Origin of the sequence: Thalassolituus oleivorans MIL-1, assembly GCF_000355675.1 — a bacterium.
GTDB lineage: Bacteria > Pseudomonadota > Gammaproteobacteria > Pseudomonadales > Oceanobacteraceae > Thalassolituus > Thalassolituus oleivorans.
In genome coordinates this window covers 1,373,840-1,392,564 of the sequence record NC_020888.1, presented here as the reverse complement: position 1 = coordinate 1,392,564, position 18,725 = coordinate 1,373,840, and the positions used below count along the sequence as shown (strand labels likewise).

The window sequence follows — 18,725 nt, the reverse complement described above, 5'->3', positions numbered from 1 at the left end:
ATGAAACGCCGTAACTTTTTGCAATTGATGGCTGCTACTGGAATGACGGCACACATGCCGCTATGGTCGCCAAAAGCACATGCTGCCTCTGCACTCGACAAATACCTCGTCGTGGTTAATGCCAGTGGCGGTTGGGACCCAACCTCATTGTGCGATCCAAAGGGTCTGAACCAAGCCTACCCAGATCAATCCGACCGCCACGAGGGCTCAACGAACTCGGTAGAAATCGATCCTACCAAACAAATTGGCGATATTCGCTGGAGCGCCGTCCCCGAGACAGCATCCAATAACGTTGATGTTCTTACTCGCATCACCGAACAATTTGATGGCTTTTTCACCACTTATGCCAACCGCATGACAGTAATTAATGGCATAGATACGGGCACCAATAACCATGACTCAGGCAACCGCGCTATCTGGTCAGGCAACTTAGATGCAGGTTACCCAAGTATATCGGCTTATTACGCGGCAACGGTGGCACCGAACCTACCCATGGCGTTTATTAGTAATGGCGGTTATGACTTTACCGATTCATTAGTGCCTCGCGCTCGCGCCAGCAATGCCGACTTTATTGATCAGCTCGCCGATCCAAATAAGTATTACAACGACATCGGCTTTTTGTACCGCGACAGCACCCGCACAATCAATCAATACGATCGTGTAAAAGAAGCTCGCGCAGCACGTTTAGCGCGACAAATAGAAAATGAAACCTTACCCCTACGGCGTAAGCAGTTAAGCCAATTATTTGGAATTCGAAGCGAAGAAAGTAATCTTGGTCAACTCAGTGTGCATTTGGACGATATCAAGGCCAATGTCATACCTGATGAAAACTGGCACGAAAATCGTTCTGATAGTTTAAAAAACCAAGCACAAGTCGTTGTTGCTGCGTTTAAAAGTAATTTAGCTGCCAGCGCTAATTTAAATATCGGCGGTTTTGATACCCATGGCAATCACGATTCCAGTGCCTATCCGCAATTAGGTGATTTACTAGAAGGCGTACATTATTTAATGGCGGCGCTAGAATTTGCTGGTATTGCCAATAAAACCACCGTCGTTATTGGCTCTGATTTTGGTCGCACGCCGTACTACAACTCAGGCAACGGTAAAGATCATTGGCCAGTAACCAGCATGATGGTTATTCACCCGACAGCCACTGGCGGACGTGTATTTGGTGCATCAACCAGTGACTTTAATTCTCAAACCATTAATCTACAAACCGGTATTGCAGGTACAGGGGCAAATGACCTTATCTTAACGCCAGAACACGTGAACTACTCGCTGCGTACCTTGCTTGGAGTTAATAACAATGTTCTGGCTGAGAGCTATCCCTTAGCGAGCGATGCGTTCAATATTTTTGCGTAAGGAATGAGACATGCGTATTGGTGTACTTTTTAGTTTATTGTTGCTGAGCTTTGCAAGCATTGCAGGCGCAGAAACCAAACAACCGGCCCCCGCTTTTACTTTGCCTAAGCTTGTAGGTGAAGGCACTTATAGTTTGAGTCAATTTCGCGGCCAAGTTGTGTATCTGGATTTTTGGGCGTCGTGGTGTGGCCCTTGTCGCAAATCACTCCCTCTGTTAAATAACTTACGTGGCGAACTGCATCAACAAGGGTTCGAAGTATTGGCGGTTAATTTAGATGAAGATAAAGCCAGCGGCTTAGATTTTTTAAAAGAAGTGCCCGTATCCTATCCAACACTTCACGATGCTAATGGCACTACGCCGAATGCCTACGGCTTACGCGGTATGCCAACCTCTTATTTGATCGACCGCAACGGAATCATGCGCGCCGTCCACATGGGATTCAAACCTTCAGACATGACCGAAATTCGCGCCCAAGTGATGCAGTTGCTGAACGAGAAAGCTCGATGAAACGTATTTTGTTCTCAATGATTTTGGTTTTAAGCGTCGCAGCCTGCAGTAACGTGCAACCGTGGGAACGCGGCTATTTAGCTAGAGATATAATGGCATGGGATATTGATGGGCAAAAAGCCGCCTTCGATCGCCATATTAATTTTAGTAAGGAAGGATCATCAGGTGGTGGTCAGGCTGTAGGAGGCGGATGCGGCTGCAATTAATTGCCGTGCAGATTCTCTATGAAATCAAATAAAAAAAATGTTTTAGCCGCGCTGGCTGCCGCTGCCGCAATGCCTATCAGCACGAATAGCCACAGCTTAGCAGCCCCGCAAGACAGTAAAATTGGTTATCGTTATAGCCAATACCAAGAAGCCGACGCTCCGCGTGAGCGTACATTTACCCCGACAATAGAACGCTATCAAATAGACGTTCATCAATTGCATTATGGCCGCCCAATAACCGGTAACTGGTATATTAATACCGATTTACAATACGAAACCCTAACCGGTGCTTCGCCACTGCAAACCTACGAAAATACCGATGGTAATAGCGTTCTATTAATGACAGGCGCGAGTATTGATGAACAGCGCACCGACCTAAGAGTTGCCCCTACCCGCTATTTTAGCCAAGGCAGCATTGGTGGCAGTATTGCTTACTCAACTGAAGACGATTATCAGTCCATCGCTTTAGGTCTTGAAGGTCAGTTAGAACTAGCAGATCAACTAACAACACTCCACGGCTCAATTAGCGTATCTAACGATACACTATCGCCAACGGATGCTTATTTATCCAGTATTCGTCAAGATGCTGAAGGCAACGATAAACGCACTATTTCTATTTACGAAGGTATCTCACGCGTATTAACAAAAACCAGCGTCGTGCAAGCTGGTATTGGCTATACACATCAAAGCGGCTATCTGTCAGATCCCTATAAATTTGAAGACAGACGACCGGGGCAACGCGATCAAGTAACGCTTGATGGGCGCTACCGCTTATATTTTAACGTTGGTGACGGTGCCGCCTTGCACCTAGATTATCGCTATTACTCCGACGATTGGGGTATACGTTCACATACAATTACCACCCGCTGGGCGCAAAGTTGGAAAGCCAATCAATGGACGTTCAACCTAATTCCAAGCCTGCGCTACTATCGCCAAACGGCTGCTAGTTTTTATCGGCTGGAGCAAAACCCACCCGATGAGGAATTAAGTTCGTCCGACGCCCGTTTATCAACATTTGGGGCCCTTACTTATGGTATCGAAGGCCAAGTTAAATGGCAGCGTTGGTTAGTTAGCTTAGATATTCAGCAATATGACTCCGCTGAAAACTTAGCACTTATCCAAACCAGCTCTACCGAAACTCCGGCTTTAGTCGATTACCAAGTCGTAAGTCTGGGTATTGAATACCGGTATTAATTTGCAATTACTTCGTCACAAATTTACGGCTATGGCATCGCCCTGCGAGGTGATGCTGCCCTATATCGACTCAAATAAAGACGATGTACAAAGAGTTGCACAAGCCGCAGAAGAAGATGTTCGACGTATCGAAACTAAGTACAGCCGCTTTCGCCCTGATAGTATTCTTAGCAAAATAAATAGTAGCGATGGGCAAAAAACCACCATCGACGCCGAAACTCATTACCTATTAAATTATGCGTCCGTTGCATTTGAGTTAAGCGATGGTCTGTTTGATATCACCGCAGGGGTATTGTCAAAACTGTGGGATTTTCGCAATGGCATTATTCCATCCCCTGAAACGATAAGGACAAATCTTGCATATGTTGGCTTTCAACATATTCGATTTAATTCGAATAGCATTATCCTTCCCGCGGGCATGTCGCTAGATTTTGGGGGTATTGGTAAGGAATACGCTGTCGACTGCGCCGCAGCAATCTGTAAATCGGCGGGAATAACACACGGCATTATTGACCTCGGTGGCGACCTACACGTTATTGGGCCACAACCCGACAACCGACCATGGAAAGTCGGCGTGCGTAATCCTCGCGCACCTGAAAATGCCATTGCAGAGCTAGCGATAACGCAAGGCGGCTTATCCACTAGCGGCGACTACGAACGCTATTTTGAACACTCAGGTAAGCGTTACTGCCACTTACTGTTACCGAAAACTGGAATGCCAGTGTCGTATTGGGCTTCTGTTTCTGTTGTTGCCCCGAGTTGTTTATTAGCCGGAACCTTGTCAACAATTGCCATGTTAAAGCAAAGCGATGCTAGGATGTGGCTGGATGAACAAGAAATTCAGTACCTTGGTATTCACCCCGACCTAACGATTATTGAACGTAACACTGGTGGATAAATTTTGTTCTACGGTTAAAGTGTTCTACTCTACTGAAAAATTAACTTAATAAAAAAACGCAAACGAAGTTTCGACCAGCAAATCGCATTGACTTGGTCGAGATAGAGAAGGATTCGACATGACCACGCTAAAATACACTAACACGGTATTTATTACAGGCTGCTCTACCGGCATAGGACGGGCGTTAGTATTAGCTTGCCTTGAACGCGGCGACCTCGTTTTTGCCACTGCCCGTAAAATAGAATCATTAAGCGATATCGAGCACGAGCGGCTGGTACCGATTGCTCTAGACGTCAACGACGATGCCGCTATAGCAAAAGCAATGGCCATTGTTACTGAGCGTGTGCATCACATAGACTTGCTAGTAAATAACGCTGGTTATGCAGCGATGGGACCAGTATTAGAACTATCCCACGATAAACTTCTTGCCCAATTTGAAACCAATGTCTTCGCACCTCTCGCTGTTACTCGTGCCGCACTCCCACTATTGAGAGCGGCCAATGGGGCTCAAGTTGTTAATATTGGTTCGGTTTCGGGCATATTAACGACGCCATTTTCTGGTGCTTACTGTGCAACTAAGGCGGCGCTACACTCTCTTTCTGACGCTATGCGTATGGAATTAGCGCCATTTAAAATTCGAGTTGTCACGGTGCAGCCCGGTGCCATTCAATCGAGTTTTGGCGAGAACTCGCTATCAAGTATATCAGGACTGATTGCCGAAGATTCTTTATACGAACCAGTGAAAGCAGATATTGAAGCGCGTGCTATGGCTTCTCAGCAACACCCCACCACAGCTGCTGATTTTTGCGCGACCTTACTCAGGATATTAAAAGATAATCCAGGAGCCGTTGTTCGCATTGGTAATGGCAGTATGGCCTTGCCTTTAATGCGACGCTTGTTACCCATCAGCTGGTTAGATGCGATTTTAAGTAAGAAATTTGGCCTTAACAAACTGCGCTAGTTTAGCGCAATTTTCGGCGAGAAAGGCTTAAAAAGAAAAAGTTCGAGAAATACCGGCAACAAGACGAGTATCGCCTTGCTTGATATCTAATGTGGTTTTCGTTGCGGCGATTTCCACATCAAAGTTTTTATACTGCGTTATGTAAGCAACTTGATAATTTAAATAAGAAGGTGCCCTTCCCAGTCGTATTCATTTGTATCCATAGACGCTAGACGATCCACACTTACACGAAGCAAGTGATTTTCAGCAAGTGCAAGCGCGTGCGCTAATTGCACAATATTGTGCGCCGCATCAGTACCCGAATAATTCCAGCTATACCAAATATTAACTTCGCTAATACCAGCCTTCGATTCATAACTAGTTAACGCATAAATTTCGTTAAATGCTAATTCATCCGATTCTTTATCACCAAAATATTGGTAATAAACAGTACCTAAATCAACGCTAACCTGTGCAGAAACCGATAATACCATACCCGCATAGATATCGACCTCCGCGGAATTATCGTACCCTTCACCAAAATCGACATTACTTGCCCAAGCTCCAACATATAAATTGTCGCTATTAGCCCAATCCAGACTCAACTCCAGCGCTGGATCGCCTTCAGTTTGAGTAACACCATTCGCGACATAATCGCTAAATATCCCAGCGGTAATAGATAGCTCCGCTTGTGAATACAATGGCAGCATAAATAAACACACAGCAAACGTTATTGATCTCTGAATACGCATAACGATTTCCTCTAATGGCTATTGATAATGATTACTATTATCTAGCCAAAAAAATACAGACAGCAGTTGCTGTCTGTATTGTAGGAGGTTTTTAAATTCTTGCTAAAAATTCTAATACGATGGCTAGGCTATTCGGCGCGATGCTCACGAACTAAATATTCGTGTGATTGCATTTCTAACATACGGGAGGTAGTACGCTGAAATTCAAACTCCAACTTACCTGTTTCATATATATTAGGGATAGCTGCATCAGCCGACATAATCACCTTAACGCCACGATCATAAAACTCGTCAATTAGGTTGATAAACCGACGCGCTAAATCGTCATTTTTGGTGCCCATCACGGGAACATTTGAAATCAAAATGGCGTGAAATAATTTACCCAACTCGATGTAATCATTTTGCGAACGCGGACCGTCGCATAACGCCGTAAACTCAAACCAGCCGATATCGTCACACACTGCTTTAGCTGGAATCTTACGCCCTAAAATCTCTACCTGAGTATTTTCTACGACATGGCGAGAATCAGGAATTAAGCCGTCAAAACTGGTTTTCAAGCTGGCTTCAGCACTACCATCGAGTGGGAAATGGTATAACTCAGCTTGCTCTAAGGTACGCAACCGATAGTCGACGCCGCTATCGACATTCACAACTTCAGTAAACTGATTTAATAATCGAATCGCTGGCATGAAACGGTCACGTTGTAAGCCATTTTTGTACAAGCCATCAGGCACAATATTGGAGGTTGCAACCAAAGTAACACCGCGATCGAACAGCTCTTGCATCAAGCCGCCCAAAATCATGGCATCGCCGATATCGGATACAAAGAACTCATCGAAGCAAATAACAACCGCTTCGCTGGCAATGCGATCAGCAACAATCATTAACGGATTTTTCTCACCCGTCAGCGATGTCAGATCTTTATGGACTCGCTGCATAAAGCGATGGAAGTGAGTGCGCATCTTGCGTTTAAACGGCAGTGCATCATAAAAGGTATCCACCAAGTAGGTCTTGCCACGGCCAACACCTCCCCAAAAATAGATGCCCTGCTCTGGTACAGGCTTCTTCTTGTTGAGCTTACCAATGAGCTTACTCACAGCCCCTTGGCCAGCACGACGCTTCTCAGCAGCGACCAAATCATCGTATAAACGCTGGAGATGCTTTACTGCCATCTCTTGCGCAGCGTCGTAAGAAAAATCATCGCGTTGAAGATCCGCTTGATACAGTTCCCAAGGGGTAGACACAGGCACTCTCCGTCACAGGGGCAAGTTAGATAGGCGTAAATTCGAGGCGCGCAATTTATCTAAGCTGACGTCAAAGTGCAAACGCCAACACGGCAATCCGCCTGCCTAACTCGACAAGGCTAAGCGATAAGCTCAGCAATAATGGTTAAAAATGACTGTTTAAGGGCCGTCAATCGTCCATGAAAAAAATGGCTGCCATCAGTAAATATCTGAAAATGCGGTGCAGGAATCACCCGCGATACCCAATCATCTACTTCTCTAAACGGCACAACCTCATCGGCATCGCCCATCAACACCCAAGTTTCAAAATCATGGGGCAGCATCATAGGCGCATCAAAATGATGTACTGCCGGAGCCATTAGCACCAAACCATTAACCCACTCAGGTTTATTAACAGCGGCCAAACAAGCCATTCCAGCACCAAACGAGAACCCAGCCAGAATCACCTTAGTCCAACCCAACTCCTCTTTGGCATATTTCAATGCCGCAAGCACATCATCTTGCTCGCCCTGACCATCGTCATGAACGCCCGTGCTTTTACCGACGCCCCGAAAATTAAATCTCAACGTATTTAACCCTGCATCACGAGCCGCCCGTACCACGGTTGTGACCACTTTGTTATCCATAGTGCCGCCGAACAAAGGATGTGGATGACACATGAGCACGCCCCAATCATGATCAAGATTCAAGCTTCTCGCTTCTAAAACACCCGTATTGGTGCGAATGTCCACTAAAAACTCATCACTCATTTACAATTCTCTCTCGGTTTTTCAAGATGGTGCCTAGCTATGTTCCAGCACACAAGCGGAACACGATATCCTTATAGCTAAATGTTATTGATTGCACCTTCTTATATGCCAGCCACCTTGGTATATTGCGCTCAAACTAAACTCGCCCGTTTTCTATCAATCAGGCCGACTATGACCGACTACAATCTGACTCACTTGAAGCAGCTGGAAGCGGAAAGTATCCACATCATTCGTGAAGTGGCTGCAGAATTCGACAATCCAGTAATGATGTACTCCATTGGTAAAGACTCTGCGGTAATGCTGCATTTAGCTCGCAAAGCTTTTTACCCTGGCAAACCACCATTCCCTTTGATGCACGTAGATACCACGTGGAAGTTCAAAGAGATGATCGCTTTCCGCGATAAAATGGTTGAAGAAATTGGCATGGACTTAATCGTTCATACTAACCAAGAAGGTGTCGACCAAGGCGTAGGTCCGTTTACTCATGGTTCGTCTAAGCATACCGACATCATGAAAACTCAGGGCTTAAAGCAAGCGTTAGACAAGTATGGCTTCGATGCTGCCTTTGGTGGCGCTCGTCGCGATGAAGAGAAATCACGTGCAAAAGAACGTGTTTACTCATTCCGTGATGCAAAACACCGTTGGGACCCTAAAAATCAGCGTCCTGAACTATGGAATATCTACAACGGCAAAGTAAACAAAGGTGAAAGCATTCGTGTATTCCCATTGTCGAATTGGACCGAACTGGATATTTGGCAATACATCTACCTTGAAAGCATCCCGCTAGTACCATTGTACTTCTCTGATGTACGCCCTGTGGTAGAACGCGATGGCATGTTAATCATGGTTGACGACGACCGTATGCCGTTAAACGAAGGCGAAGTGCCAATGATGAAATCTGTGCGCTTCCGTACCTTAGGTTGTTACCCATTAACTGGTGCCGTTGAATCTGAAGCAGCAACATTGCCAGAAATTATTCAAGAAATGCTGCTCACCACCACATCTGAACGTCAGGGCCGCGCAATTGACCACGATTCATCCGGCTCGATGGAGAAGAAAAAACAGGAGGGTTACTTCTAATGTCTAACCAATCTGAACTGATTGCTTCCGATATCCTTGAGTACTTGAAGCAGCACGAAAACAAGCAGATGTTGCGTTTTTTGACCTGCGGAAACGTCGATGATGGTAAATCAACCCTAATCGGTCGACTGCTGCACGACTCAAAAATGATCTACGAAGATCAATTAGCCGCCATCGAAAAAGACAGCGCTAAATCAGGCACTACCGGCAACAAAATCGACTTAGCATTGCTAATGGACGGTTTGGCCGCAGAGCGTGAGCAAGGCATTACCATTGACGTTGCCTATCGCTACTTCAGCACGACTAAGCGTAAGTTCATCATCGCGGATACCCCAGGACACGAGCAATACACTCGTAACATGGCGACCGGTGCATCGACCTGTGATCTTGCTATCATCCTTATTGACGCGCGTTACGGCGTACAAACCCAGACCAAACGTCACAGCTTTATTGCGTCGTTGCTGGGCATTAAGCACGTCGTTGTAGCGATCAACAAAATGGACTTGATGGGTTTCGACGAAGCACGCTTCCATGAAATCAAAAAAGACTACCAAGAATTCGCCGACAAGCTGAATCTGCCAAACGTACATTGCGTACCTATGTCAGCCCTTGACGGTGACAACGTAGTAGATCGCTCTACTCGTTCGCCTTGGTATACGGGCCAGACCTTAATGGAAATTCTGGAAACCGTTGAAGTATCCAAAGACAAAAACTTGGTTAACTTCCGCCTTCCGGTTCAGTACGTTAACCGTCCTAACCTCGACTTCCGTGGTTTCTGCGGCACCATCGCTTCGGGCACCATCAAGCCGGGCGAAACCATCATGGCCTTGCCGTCACAAAAGACCAGCAAAGTTGAGCGTATCGTAACGTTTGATGGCGACTTAGAAGAAGGCTTCGCGGGACAGGCAGTCACCCTGACTCTAGAAGACGAAATCGACATCAGCCGTGGCGACATCATTGTAAAAATCGACGACCAGCCGATTGTTAGCAACAAGCTCAACGCTAACATCGTATGGATGACCGAAAAACCAATGACCGTTGGCAAACCATACGATCTGAAATTCGCATCAAGCGCGACGGCGGGTACCTTCACTCATGTTCACCACCTGATTGATGTAAATACCCTAGAACAGCGTAGTGCTGAAGAAATTCAGATGAATGAAATCGGTCTAGTTCAAGTTAGCCTTGATAAAGCCGTACCATTCGACAGCTATGCACGTATTCCAGGCACTGGCGCATTCATCGTTATTGATCGCCTAACCAACGTCACCATCGGTGCAGGCATGATCGTTGGCGAAGCCGCCGACGACAGCGTAGAGCGTGGCCCACTAACAGCCGACGAAAAAGCCCGTCGCTTTAACCAGAAGCCAGCAATTGTTGCCATCAACGCAACCAACGCCGAGCAACTGGTAAGCGCTCTGGATCGTCGCTTGTTTGAAATGGGACGTGTTGCCGGTATCGCAAACGCGAAAGACGCCGAAGTACTGAAGAGTGCTGGTTTGGTTGCTCTTGTTGCCGGTGGCGCTGACGGCGCTGACGTGAGCCTAGCGGCTGAAAACGAAAGCGTTGAAAGCCTGATCGCAGACCTACAAGAGCAAGGTATTATCTAACCCTGCTTCTACGTAGCCAAAAGCCCCAGTGTCCACAAGATACTGGGGCTTTTTTGTATAAAAAATCGGTAACAACTAAGCCCGATCCTGTCGGACCTAACTCATTGAAAATAATCATAAAAAAATATTTGACAGCCTTTAAAAAGGTGGCATAATACGCGCCACTTGAGAGACGCAACGCGCATCATCAAGTGTGTGAAGTGGCTATGTAGCTCAGCTGGTTAGAGCACAGCATTCATAATGCTGGGGTCGATGGTTCAAGTCCGTCCATAGCTACCACTTATTCAAAGCCCTGCCCTGTTAGGATGTACTAACTCGGTGGGGTTTTTCGTGTTGGAGGCTAAAATGGAATTTGTTCTTGTTATATTTGCTGGTGTAATCGCAACACTAATAACAATATTATGTATATCAACACTACCCATTCCATCCGAAATAACAGCAGACGCTGTCCTATCTTCCATAGCAACAATATTAACAGGAGCAATTGCCTTAATAGCTGCGCTCCTATCAATAAAAAACATGAACAAAAACCACAAAGAACAAATAGACAAAATATTAGAGAAAAACGAGATAGAAGAATTCTTTAGGTACAAAAAAGACTTTGAATACAACTACCGATCAATAATAGAAAACCATAAAAAAAATGAGCCAAATAACTACCAAATATCTGCAGGTAATATATTCGGACAGCTACACGAAATAAAGGATTTTAAAGGAATACCCAATCTGGATGATACATTCATAAATAAACTCATAGATTTAATATCACGAGAACTGGGTTTATATACAAAAATATTAGAAAACAGAGATGGGAGTTCTGAATTCATATTAAGCACTGCACGCGCTATGTATCAGGAAATATCTGAAATAGGTAGTTATTTATATACGACAGACAAAGAAGTAAGAACAATAATAGAAACCAACTCGAAAGAAGTACTCTGTTTAAAAGTAAGCGCTCAAACAACCCCATCTAAAACCCACGCCGAAATCCCTCTAAACTGTCTTCAAATTATTTAACGAGACAGCTCATGACCAAATCGGAACAATGGCAACAACACCTTAATCTCTGGCACGAGAGTGGTCTATCCCAAGTCGCCTTTTGTCAGCAGCACAACATAGCCGTTCATAATTTTCAGTATTGGCGTAAACGTTTGTCGCCCAAGACAGAGTCGACGAAAACCAAGGCTCTGATCCCTATCACGCTGACGTCTTCGGCTCCGGCACGACTACGATTGGGCTCGCAGGTGTTGATTGAACTGTCAGTCGAGGCCTTACCCGATCTATTGGTGGCTCTCAATGATCGAGGGCTTTTGTATGCTTCGGCCTAGCGCATCGGTTCAGGTGTATTTATACGCAGGCGCGGTGGATATGCGCAAGTCTATTAATGGCTTGTCCGCTCTGATTGAGCAGGAGTTAGAACTCAACCCCATGATCAATGCGCTGTTCGTCTTTTGTAATCGTAACCGCGATAAAGTTAAGCTACTGTACTGGGAGCGCAATGGCTTTGTGCTGTGGTACAAACGGTTGGAAAAGCAACGTTTTAAATGGCTAAAGCCGACCGACACTGCATCCCTTTGCATCGACGGTTATCAACTGAATTTATTATTGGATGGACTGGATATTTTTAATAATAAACCGCATGAAACGCTATTTTACTCTGCTATAAATTAACGGATTTGGTATAATCCAACCCCATGAAAACACCACCGGCTGATCACTTACCTGACGATATTGTTGCGCTAAAACAACAGCTTTTAGCGCAGAGTCAGTTATTGCAATCGCAACAGAATCAGTTGGAAAAAAAAGAACAATTAATTCATCACCATCAAGTACTGTTAAATAAAAAACAATCACGTATCCAGTTTTTGGAAGAACAGATCATTCTGTTTAAACAGCGTCAGTTTGGTAAAAGCAGCGAGAAGAGTGATCAGCAAGCCGAATTGTTTGATGAAGTCGAACATGAGAATGATGCCTCTGCTCCTGAAATCGCAGAGTCCATTGATACAGAAGTGAGTACCGCAGAGTTGGCCTCAGACGCAGCATCGTCTACGCCTAAAAAAACCTCCGGCCGTAAACCTCTGCCTGCGGTATTACCGCGAGTACGTATCGAACACGATCTTACTGAAGCCGATAAACGTTGTGCATGTGGCTGTGTGAAAACCTGCATAGGCGAAGACACCAGCGAACAGCTGGATATTATTCCTGCCGTGGTTCAGGTACTCGTACACGCCCGCAAAAAATACGCGTGTAAAGCCTGTGAATCCGGCGTACACATCGCTGAACTTCCAAAGCAACCGCTACCAAAGAGCAATGCTAGCCCGGGCTTACTCGCCCACATTGCGGTTGCCAAATATCAAGACGGTTTACCTCTCTACCGGATGGAAACCATTTTTAAACGAATGGGCATTCATTTACCGCGTAACACCTTAGCCAACTGGATGATCAAAAGTAGTGAATGCCTACAACCACTTTACAACCTACTCAATGATCAACTGCTTGAAAGCGGTTATCTCCACATGGATGAAACCCGAGTTCAAGTATTAAAAGAACCGGATAAAACAGCCGAAAGCCTCAGCTACATGTGGGTCCGAAAAACCGGTGATCGAGAACATCCCATCATCTTATTTGATTACGCGAGTCGTCGACGTACCGACGTTGCCGCCTCACTATTAGGCGACTATCAAGGCTACCTGCAAACTGATGATTACGCGGGTTATCACCGAATTGGGCAGCAACAAGGCATCGTAGCACTTGCCTGCATGGCCCACGCTCGTCGTAAATTTATCGAGGCGCAAAAAGTCAGCCCAAGCCTAAAAGGCAAAGTCAGCAAAGCCGACATGGCGATCACCATGATCAAAGGGCTGTACGCCATCGAAGCCAGCATCAAAGACCAAGCAGCCGAACAAAAATATCAAACTCGACAAGAAAAAAGCCAACCTCAACTCAACAAACTCAGAGCTTGGCTGGATAAAGCGTTGCAACAAACCCTGCCAAAAGGAAAAACGGGGGAAGCCTTAGCGTACCTCGATAAAAACTGGGACAAACTCACGGTATACATCAGCGATGGCCGACTGAATATAGACAACAACCCAGTCGAAAATGCCATCCGGCCGTTTGCGATTGGACGCAAAAATTGGCTGTTTAGCGATAGTCAACGTGGTGCAAAGGCCAGCGCCATGCTGTACAGCATAATAGAAACCGCCAAAGCGAATGGACTCGAACCCTACGCGTATTTACGTACGGTACTGACGCGATTGCCGCACTGTGAAACGGTGGAAGATATTGAAAAACTGCTGCCGGAAAATATAGAGCTGGCGGTTATTTAAATTGGTAGGTGGGGTTGCTTGAGCGCTTACGTTTAAAAGAGCATGAGATAGCGCAAATAATATCCCTACATTTCAAAATAGTAAGCGAGTCAATATCAATCAATGAAGATTATATGGCAAAAAATATATTAATTACTGAGAATCTAAAAAAACTCACAAAAAAAACAAGAACTTTATCAGCATCAGAAGAAGATAGCATCGTAATAAATGCAGCAGAAAAATCCATACAAGAAAATACGCAGGAAGACTAGGATGATAATTGCTAAAACGCAATCGAATCAAACAAACCCAACACCTTAGCCCTTGATGGTATTTTACAGCCGACCAATGGGTTAAATTCCAATACCTGTTCAAGATATTCAGGACTTAAATTGTACTAGCTCAGACTTGATCTGACAGTTACCCGTTTTTTAAGCGTCATCTTTAAGTCCGAATGCCCCAACACCTTTTGCAGTGTGAGCAGATCGCCACCGTTCAAAGTATTCTAAAGAACCACTCGCTAAAACATCGCGAGATCAAATATTCACAGCACCAAATCGTCAGGCCACAAAAAGTAAAACCCCTTCCAGCCCTTACGAAACTCACCGCCCGCTTCCTTACCCTTATCAGTTAGATAATGCCGCTCATCGCGTAACTCTAGATAGCCAGATTTACACAATATCAGCAACACTTCATCCGTTTTACAATTACGCTTTTTAGCCAGCTTTGAGGTCGTTAACTTAGCCCCATCATCGGTACTTTCTTCATCATCTTCTTCTAGAGCTTGGTCTGTCTCTACATCTAAAGACTCGGCAGAAGACTCGGCAGAAGAATCACCAAAGGACACTAAATCACTGATTCTTAGTATTCTGGAAACCTCTTCAAAGGCATCTGTGAAAGCTTCCGTATCCGCCGACCGAGTAACGAGAACACCCATCTCATTATTATTAACCTGACTGAACTCATACAGATTCAAACTAGAGATGATGGCATTGGCATCATTCATATAGCACTTGGCGTGAAGATTTTTACAGAACCGAACTTCAATATGTCGCTGTCCAGCGAGCCAATCAAGCTCTGACTGGGCCATCTCTTTCTTTCCATAGACAATACGGACTTTCAGATCGGAATCGGACTTGAACTCTAAGAGTTCCTTCAAACGGGCGTTTATCTTGAGATAGGGACTAATGAGAATGAGATTCTTAGTCGACTTTTTGATCAACTCTTCAAGATAGAAGTTTAGAGATGTGGTACTGAGAAACTTAGCCATTAGATGTCGTTTACTTCCTTGTATTACAGTGAAGACATAATAACCGGTCAAACCGCATTAATAAATACTAGACAGGTACAATGTACGCGCCTATAGTAGGTACATTGTACACGAGGGCACAATGTTTACTTTTATAGAACTGGAAGGCTTTAGAAAACGACGAGCCGATCTAATGGAAGACGACGACTTTAGCGCAATGCAAGAAGCCTTGATCGTTAACCCAGAACTAGGAAATGTCATCCAAGGTACAGGAGGATTTAGGAAGCTACGTTGGGCAAGAGAAGGCACCGGAAAAAGCGGAGGTGTCAGAGTCATTTACTACAACAGATCGCAGGTAACAGGCAGACTGTATTTAGCCCTGATCTATGCCAAAAATGAAGCCGACAACATAACGAATGACCAGAAGAACCAGCTGAAACAAGTATCAGAACGGCTTAAGTGAGGATACCAACATGAAAGACGAATTATTTGCCGATCTACTCGCCAGCACAAGAGAGATGATCGAGATTGAAAATGGTGAACGAACTCCTAACCCTGAACACATGCACAGCTATAACGTTGTTGATGTGAAGGCAATACGTGAAGCCGCAGGAAAAACAAGGGATGAACTCGCAAAGATCATTGGCACAAGCACAGAAACCATCAAAAGCTGGGAAACCAAACGGAGAAATCCAACGGGACCCACTCAAAAGCTACTGCGTCTGATTCAAACGAATCCCTCAGGCATGATCGCCATATTAGAAGAGGACAACAAGGTGGCATCTCGACAAGCTTGATAGCACCTTCATAATGCTGGGGATTCAAGTCCGTCCATAGCTACCGCTTATTTCTATGGCTAGTAGGTTAACACTTACTAGCTTTTTTCGTTTTCTGGGGTTCAGAACGACCATTCTCCTTCACCGATCTACAAACATCTGCTCACCATTAGGCACTGCGAATATATCCTCATAGCGCAGCCCTGCCCGCGCTAATCTATCGCGTATAATGCAAACCAGCGGTGCAGCCAGTAGCGCATCTTTGCTGACTAAGTGGTATTCAACAAACTCATACAGTGAGTCAAGAGACCGATAGACTAGATGCAATTCCTCGTACAAGGATAAAACGTCATCCAGTTCTGCCGGACGCTTAGGTAAATCGACATTCGTCATTTCCATACTCCAGTAGTGGAAGATCTTAAAGTCCCTATGCCTGAATATCTGAATTCTGGGCTTTCGTGCTAGGATGTTCATTGACTTTCAAACTCCAACCCATACCAGCGGGTTGATGCAAATAATACATCAAGGATGCATTATTTGCACCATATTAAATGGTAATAAAAAGTGGATGCTATAGAACGAATAGATTTGCTAGCGCGAATAGAAGGACTATCCAGACCAGAACTCGCTAGGAAGTGTGGGCTTAAGGAAGATCGCATAAAAAATGTGATGACTAGACGAGCAAAGCTATATCAAGACGATATGGAGGCACTGTTCGCTGTATGGCCAGAGTATGCACATTGGCTAGCTACTGGATTAGAGTTAGCAGAAGCTGGTCAAATTAGCCCAATGACGAAGAAGCTTATGAAGTCTTAAAGACCGGCCCCAAAGCTGGCTGCTAGTAAGAAGAGTCGCGGACAGATAAACGCTATAAAGCTGATAACGGCAAAAACCAGCGATTATGATCCGTCGCCAGCTTCTTAAATCCAAAATGCTGATAAAAACGAGCTGCTTGGTCATCTATAGCATCCACGACAACCGCATAGACACCAACATGCTGGCTCACTTCTAATACTCGCTTTATGGCATCGGCCAGTAGCAGTGCTCCAACCCCTTCCCCTTGATGATTATCGACAACCGCCAAGCGCCCCAATAAAACGGCAGGAAGTGGATGCTTAGGCAGCTTTTTTAGCAGATGTAAGGGTAAGGTCGATAAATCAATAGCCAAATTGCTAAGCGTATAAAAGCCGATGATCTCGTTAGGCGTATCTTGATTGGTAGCAACATATACCCGAGCCACATTGCGCGTTTCATCCTGTTTAGCCTGACGCCGAATGTAATTATTTAGAGCAGCATTACCACAAGAAAAAGCCGACTTGTTATGGTCGGCTTTAAGTCTTTCAATAATAAGCACGCTCATCTGCTAACAACCCGATGATTATGCTCAATCATCGCATCCTTGAGGCGGTCATTTGCTTTGACATTATCTAAGGCTTCAAAGAATGACAAAGCATCACCCGCCGACAATGCCATGAATTCATGCTCATGAATGGTTTGTTTAGCATGATCTAATGCAATGGATAGGATATAAGCGTTAACCGACTTACTTTCAAGACTCGCGGCCTTTTCAAGCATCGCCTTCGCATCGGCTTGAAGACGAATATTGATCCGTTCATCTTTTACCTGCAGCAACGAACTCATATCTACCTCGCTAAACTATGCCTTAAGGACACGATTTTTTTACTCACTTGAAGCTAGTGTACGTCAAAATGGTGCCATGACAAGCAAGTTTGCACAATCTTGAAACCCCTACTCCCCTATCAGCGCCAGCACCCAGCTCGGCAATGCCACATCGACTCGCGCACTGATCTGGCCATTGATAATACTCAGCACGCGTTTAAACGGATCATCCAATCGGCTGTTGTCCAATACGTGTACTTCGTCGCACAGCGGAATTGCTGCTTTCACGTTATCTAAGGTGCGAGGAATGCGAGATAAGATCTTATCAGCTGGTACATTATGGCCGCCGTCGAGCACTCGTTGCGCGACACGAACTTGGTTCAAATCTGTGTTGTCGATGTGAATGAACACCAAAATAACTTGGTAGCCCGTCGCTTTGGCGGTGGCGATAAAGTCAATTTTGCTAACGTGGGAGAATACGGTTTCAAAGCAAAAGCTGTAACCTTGGCGGAGTTTATCGAATCTGAGTTCTTCGGCAATGCGTGCGGCTTTATGACTATTATTTACGGGGTCGTCTGGGAAGGCTTCTTTGGCAATGATATCTGCATTAATAAACGGCATACCTTTGGGCTTGAGCATTTGCTCGTAGAATGTACTTTTGCCAGATCCATTGCCACCGACCAACATCCATAGTTGTTTCATACGAGGGGTTCGAATTGTCCATTAGTAAAGCGACCAACAACAAGGCTGCCATCGGGGTTAACTTGCTCTAAACAGCCCGGTTGTGTTGCAGATGCCTGATAACGAACGCTGTTGCTGGCAATGGCTTGTTCCAACGCACCAGAAACACGCTTCTGGTCAAGCTCACTAAACAAAGCACCGGAATCTACCGTCACGGGTTTAGCTTCTTCGAATTTGATATCGAGCAGGCCCGCTTGCAGTTCGATCAGTTCTTTCGGGCTGATCTTGGGTGCGACTAAGCGACCTAAACTCGCCCAAAACTCGACTTGTTCGGCGGCGCTGCGCTTAAGTAGATCGCCAGCGAACTTTGCCGATTCCATTAACGATGCTTCAAGACGCACAGGGGATTGGGCTTTAGCCATGATCACAACCTCATACCAAAGAAAGTAGAAACGCGTTACAGGTATTGTAGCAGATTGCTACAAGGCATCAAGATACTCGAAATAGCCATCGTTTAACTCGATACAACTCAGCCTTACACTCGCTCACCT

General features: G+C 45.2%; 25 protein-coding genes and 1 tRNA gene. 17 read left to right on the top strand and 9 right to left on the bottom strand.

The window, feature by feature from the left end:
- The 6 genes from TOL_RS06300 to TOL_RS06275 all read left to right on the top strand — a co-directional run bounded on the left by TOL_RS06300 (position 1) and on the right by TOL_RS06275 (position 5,129).
- Positions 1-1,362 carry a DUF1501 domain-containing protein gene (locus TOL_RS06300; protein WP_015486465.1) on the top strand — a complete coding sequence of 454 codons (1,362 nt, stop codon included), beginning with the start codon at positions 1-3 and terminating at the stop codon, positions 1,360-1,362.
- Positions 1,363-1,372: 10 nt separating this feature from the next.
- On the top strand, positions 1,373-1,870 hold the full coding sequence (locus tag TOL_RS06295) for a TlpA family protein disulfide reductase (RefSeq protein WP_015486464.1): 498 nt from the start codon (positions 1,373-1,375) through the stop codon (positions 1,868-1,870).
- Positions 1,867-2,076, top strand: coding sequence for a DUF4266 domain-containing protein (locus TOL_RS06290; protein ID WP_015486463.1), 210 nt, complete (start codon positions 1,867-1,869; stop codon positions 2,074-2,076). Before TOL_RS06295 ends, TOL_RS06290 begins: the two co-directional genes overlap by 4 nt.
- Before the next feature lie 18 nt (positions 2,077-2,094).
- Complete coding sequence (locus tag TOL_RS06285; protein WP_015486462.1) at positions 2,095-3,270, top strand: DUF3570 domain-containing protein; 1,176 nt, start codon at positions 2,095-2,097, stop codon at positions 3,268-3,270.
- A gap of 31 nt (positions 3,271-3,301) precedes the next feature.
- The gene (locus TOL_RS06280) at positions 3,302-4,168 is read left to right on the top strand and encodes an FAD:protein FMN transferase (RefSeq protein ID WP_015486461.1); all 867 of its coding nucleotides are present in this window, start codon (positions 3,302-3,304) and stop codon (positions 4,166-4,168) included.
- A gap of 118 nt (positions 4,169-4,286) precedes the next feature.
- A complete protein-coding gene (locus tag TOL_RS06275) occupies positions 4,287-5,129 on the top strand; it encodes an SDR family oxidoreductase (RefSeq protein WP_015486460.1) in 843 nt (280 codons plus the stop codon).
- Positions 5,130-5,287: 158 nt separating this feature from the next.
- Here the strand turns inward: TOL_RS06275 and TOL_RS06270 are convergent, their stop codons facing one another.
- The 3 genes from TOL_RS06270 to TOL_RS06260 all read right to left on the bottom strand — a co-directional run bounded on the left by TOL_RS06270 (position 5,288) and on the right by TOL_RS06260 (position 7,853).
- Positions 5,288-5,860, bottom strand: a complete 573-nt coding sequence (locus TOL_RS06270) for a TorF family putative porin (protein ID WP_015486459.1) — start codon at positions 5,858-5,860, stop codon at positions 5,288-5,290.
- A 128-nt stretch (positions 5,861-5,988) separates the two neighbouring features.
- Positions 5,989-7,104, bottom strand: coding sequence for a cell division protein ZapE (zapE, locus tag TOL_RS06265; RefSeq protein ID WP_015486458.1), 1,116 nt, complete (start codon positions 7,102-7,104; stop codon positions 5,989-5,991).
- Between the two features lie 119 nt (positions 7,105-7,223).
- Positions 7,224-7,853, bottom strand: coding sequence for an alpha/beta hydrolase (locus tag TOL_RS06260; protein ID WP_015486457.1), 630 nt, complete (start codon positions 7,851-7,853; stop codon positions 7,224-7,226).
- Positions 7,854-8,024: 171 nt separating this feature from the next.
- On the opposite strand from TOL_RS06260, the gene cysD reads away from it, so the two are divergent.
- From cysD to TOL_RS06220, 8 genes are all read left to right on the top strand, one after another.
- Complete coding sequence (gene cysD, locus TOL_RS06255) at positions 8,025-8,933, top strand: sulfate adenylyltransferase subunit CysD (RefSeq protein ID WP_015486456.1); 909 nt, start codon at positions 8,025-8,027, stop codon at positions 8,931-8,933.
- A complete protein-coding gene (cysN, locus tag TOL_RS06250) occupies positions 8,933-10,543 on the top strand; it encodes a sulfate adenylyltransferase subunit CysN (protein WP_015486455.1) in 1,611 nt (536 codons plus the stop codon). Before cysD ends, cysN begins: the two co-directional genes overlap by 1 nt.
- 202 nt (positions 10,544-10,745) lie before the next feature.
- Positions 10,746-10,822 (top strand) — tRNA-Met (locus TOL_RS06245).
- Positions 10,823-10,888: 66 nt separating this feature from the next.
- On the top strand, positions 10,889-11,560 hold the full coding sequence (locus tag TOL_RS18705) for a hypothetical protein (RefSeq protein WP_081601088.1): 672 nt from the start codon (positions 10,889-10,891) through the stop codon (positions 11,558-11,560).
- An 11-nt stretch (positions 11,561-11,571) separates the two neighbouring features.
- Positions 11,572-11,871, top strand: a complete 300-nt coding sequence (gene tnpA / locus TOL_RS18245; RefSeq protein WP_015485608.1) for an IS66 family insertion sequence element accessory protein TnpA — start codon at positions 11,572-11,574, stop codon at positions 11,869-11,871.
- Positions 11,858-12,214: an IS66 family insertion sequence element accessory protein TnpB gene (gene tnpB / locus TOL_RS06230; RefSeq protein ID WP_015485607.1), complete on the top strand. Its 357-nt coding sequence runs from the start codon at positions 11,858-11,860 to the stop codon at positions 12,212-12,214. The genes tnpA and tnpB overlap by 14 nt, the downstream gene beginning before the upstream one ends.
- 23 nt (positions 12,215-12,237) lie before the next feature.
- Entirely contained in the window at positions 12,238-13,869 is a 1,632-nt protein-coding gene (tnpC, locus tag TOL_RS06225) for an IS66 family transposase (RefSeq protein WP_015486452.1), read from the top strand.
- Between the two features lie 14 nt (positions 13,870-13,883).
- A complete protein-coding gene (locus tag TOL_RS06220) occupies positions 13,884-14,120 on the top strand; it encodes a hypothetical protein (protein WP_015486451.1) in 237 nt (78 codons plus the stop codon).
- A 272-nt stretch (positions 14,121-14,392) separates the two neighbouring features.
- Here the strand turns inward: TOL_RS06220 and TOL_RS06215 are convergent, their stop codons facing one another.
- The gene (locus TOL_RS06215) at positions 14,393-15,118 is read right to left on the bottom strand and encodes a phospholipase D family protein (protein WP_015486450.1); all 726 of its coding nucleotides are present in this window, start codon (positions 15,116-15,118) and stop codon (positions 14,393-14,395) included.
- 121 nt (positions 15,119-15,239) lie between these two features.
- Between TOL_RS06215 and TOL_RS06210 the strand changes: the two genes are divergently transcribed.
- Both TOL_RS06210 and nadS read left to right on the top strand, forming a co-directional pair.
- Positions 15,240-15,560, top strand: a complete 321-nt coding sequence (locus TOL_RS06210; RefSeq protein ID WP_015486449.1) for a type II toxin-antitoxin system RelE/ParE family toxin — start codon at positions 15,240-15,242, stop codon at positions 15,558-15,560.
- A 10-nt stretch (positions 15,561-15,570) separates the two neighbouring features.
- Positions 15,571-15,894: a NadS family protein gene (nadS, locus tag TOL_RS06205; protein ID WP_015486448.1), complete on the top strand. Its 324-nt coding sequence runs from the start codon at positions 15,571-15,573 to the stop codon at positions 15,892-15,894.
- A 120-nt stretch (positions 15,895-16,014) separates the two neighbouring features.
- Here nadS and TOL_RS06200 read toward each other — a convergent pair whose 3' ends face one another.
- Positions 16,015-16,266, bottom strand: a complete 252-nt coding sequence (locus TOL_RS06200; RefSeq protein ID WP_015486447.1) for a hypothetical protein — start codon at positions 16,264-16,266, stop codon at positions 16,015-16,017.
- 276 nt (positions 16,267-16,542) lie between these two features.
- Here TOL_RS06200 and TOL_RS19015 point away from each other — a divergent pair, with 276 nt between their 5' ends.
- Positions 16,543-16,689: a hypothetical protein gene (locus TOL_RS19015; protein ID WP_158505908.1), complete on the top strand. Its 147-nt coding sequence runs from the start codon at positions 16,543-16,545 to the stop codon at positions 16,687-16,689.
- Positions 16,690-16,741: 52 nt separating this feature from the next.
- On the opposite strand, the gene TOL_RS06190 is transcribed toward TOL_RS19015, so the two are convergent.
- The 4 genes from TOL_RS06190 to TOL_RS06175 all read right to left on the bottom strand — a co-directional run bounded on the left by TOL_RS06190 (position 16,742) and on the right by TOL_RS06175 (position 18,596).
- Positions 16,742-17,233, bottom strand: a complete 492-nt coding sequence (locus TOL_RS06190; RefSeq protein WP_015486445.1) for a GNAT family N-acetyltransferase — start codon at positions 17,231-17,233, stop codon at positions 16,742-16,744.
- Positions 17,230-17,514, bottom strand: coding sequence for a type II toxin-antitoxin system TacA family antitoxin (locus tag TOL_RS06185; protein WP_015486444.1), 285 nt, complete (start codon positions 17,512-17,514; stop codon positions 17,230-17,232). The genes TOL_RS06190 and TOL_RS06185 overlap by 4 nt, the downstream gene beginning before the upstream one ends.
- 108 nt (positions 17,515-17,622) lie before the next feature.
- A complete protein-coding gene (locus TOL_RS06180) occupies positions 17,623-18,195 on the bottom strand; it encodes an ATPase (protein ID WP_015486443.1) in 573 nt (190 codons plus the stop codon).
- Positions 18,192-18,596 carry a TA system antitoxin ParD family protein gene (locus TOL_RS06175; protein ID WP_015486442.1) on the bottom strand — a complete coding sequence of 135 codons (405 nt, stop codon included), beginning with the start codon at positions 18,594-18,596 and terminating at the stop codon, positions 18,192-18,194. Before TOL_RS06175 ends, TOL_RS06180 begins: the two co-directional genes overlap by 4 nt.
- Positions 18,597-18,725: the final 129 nt, after the last annotated feature.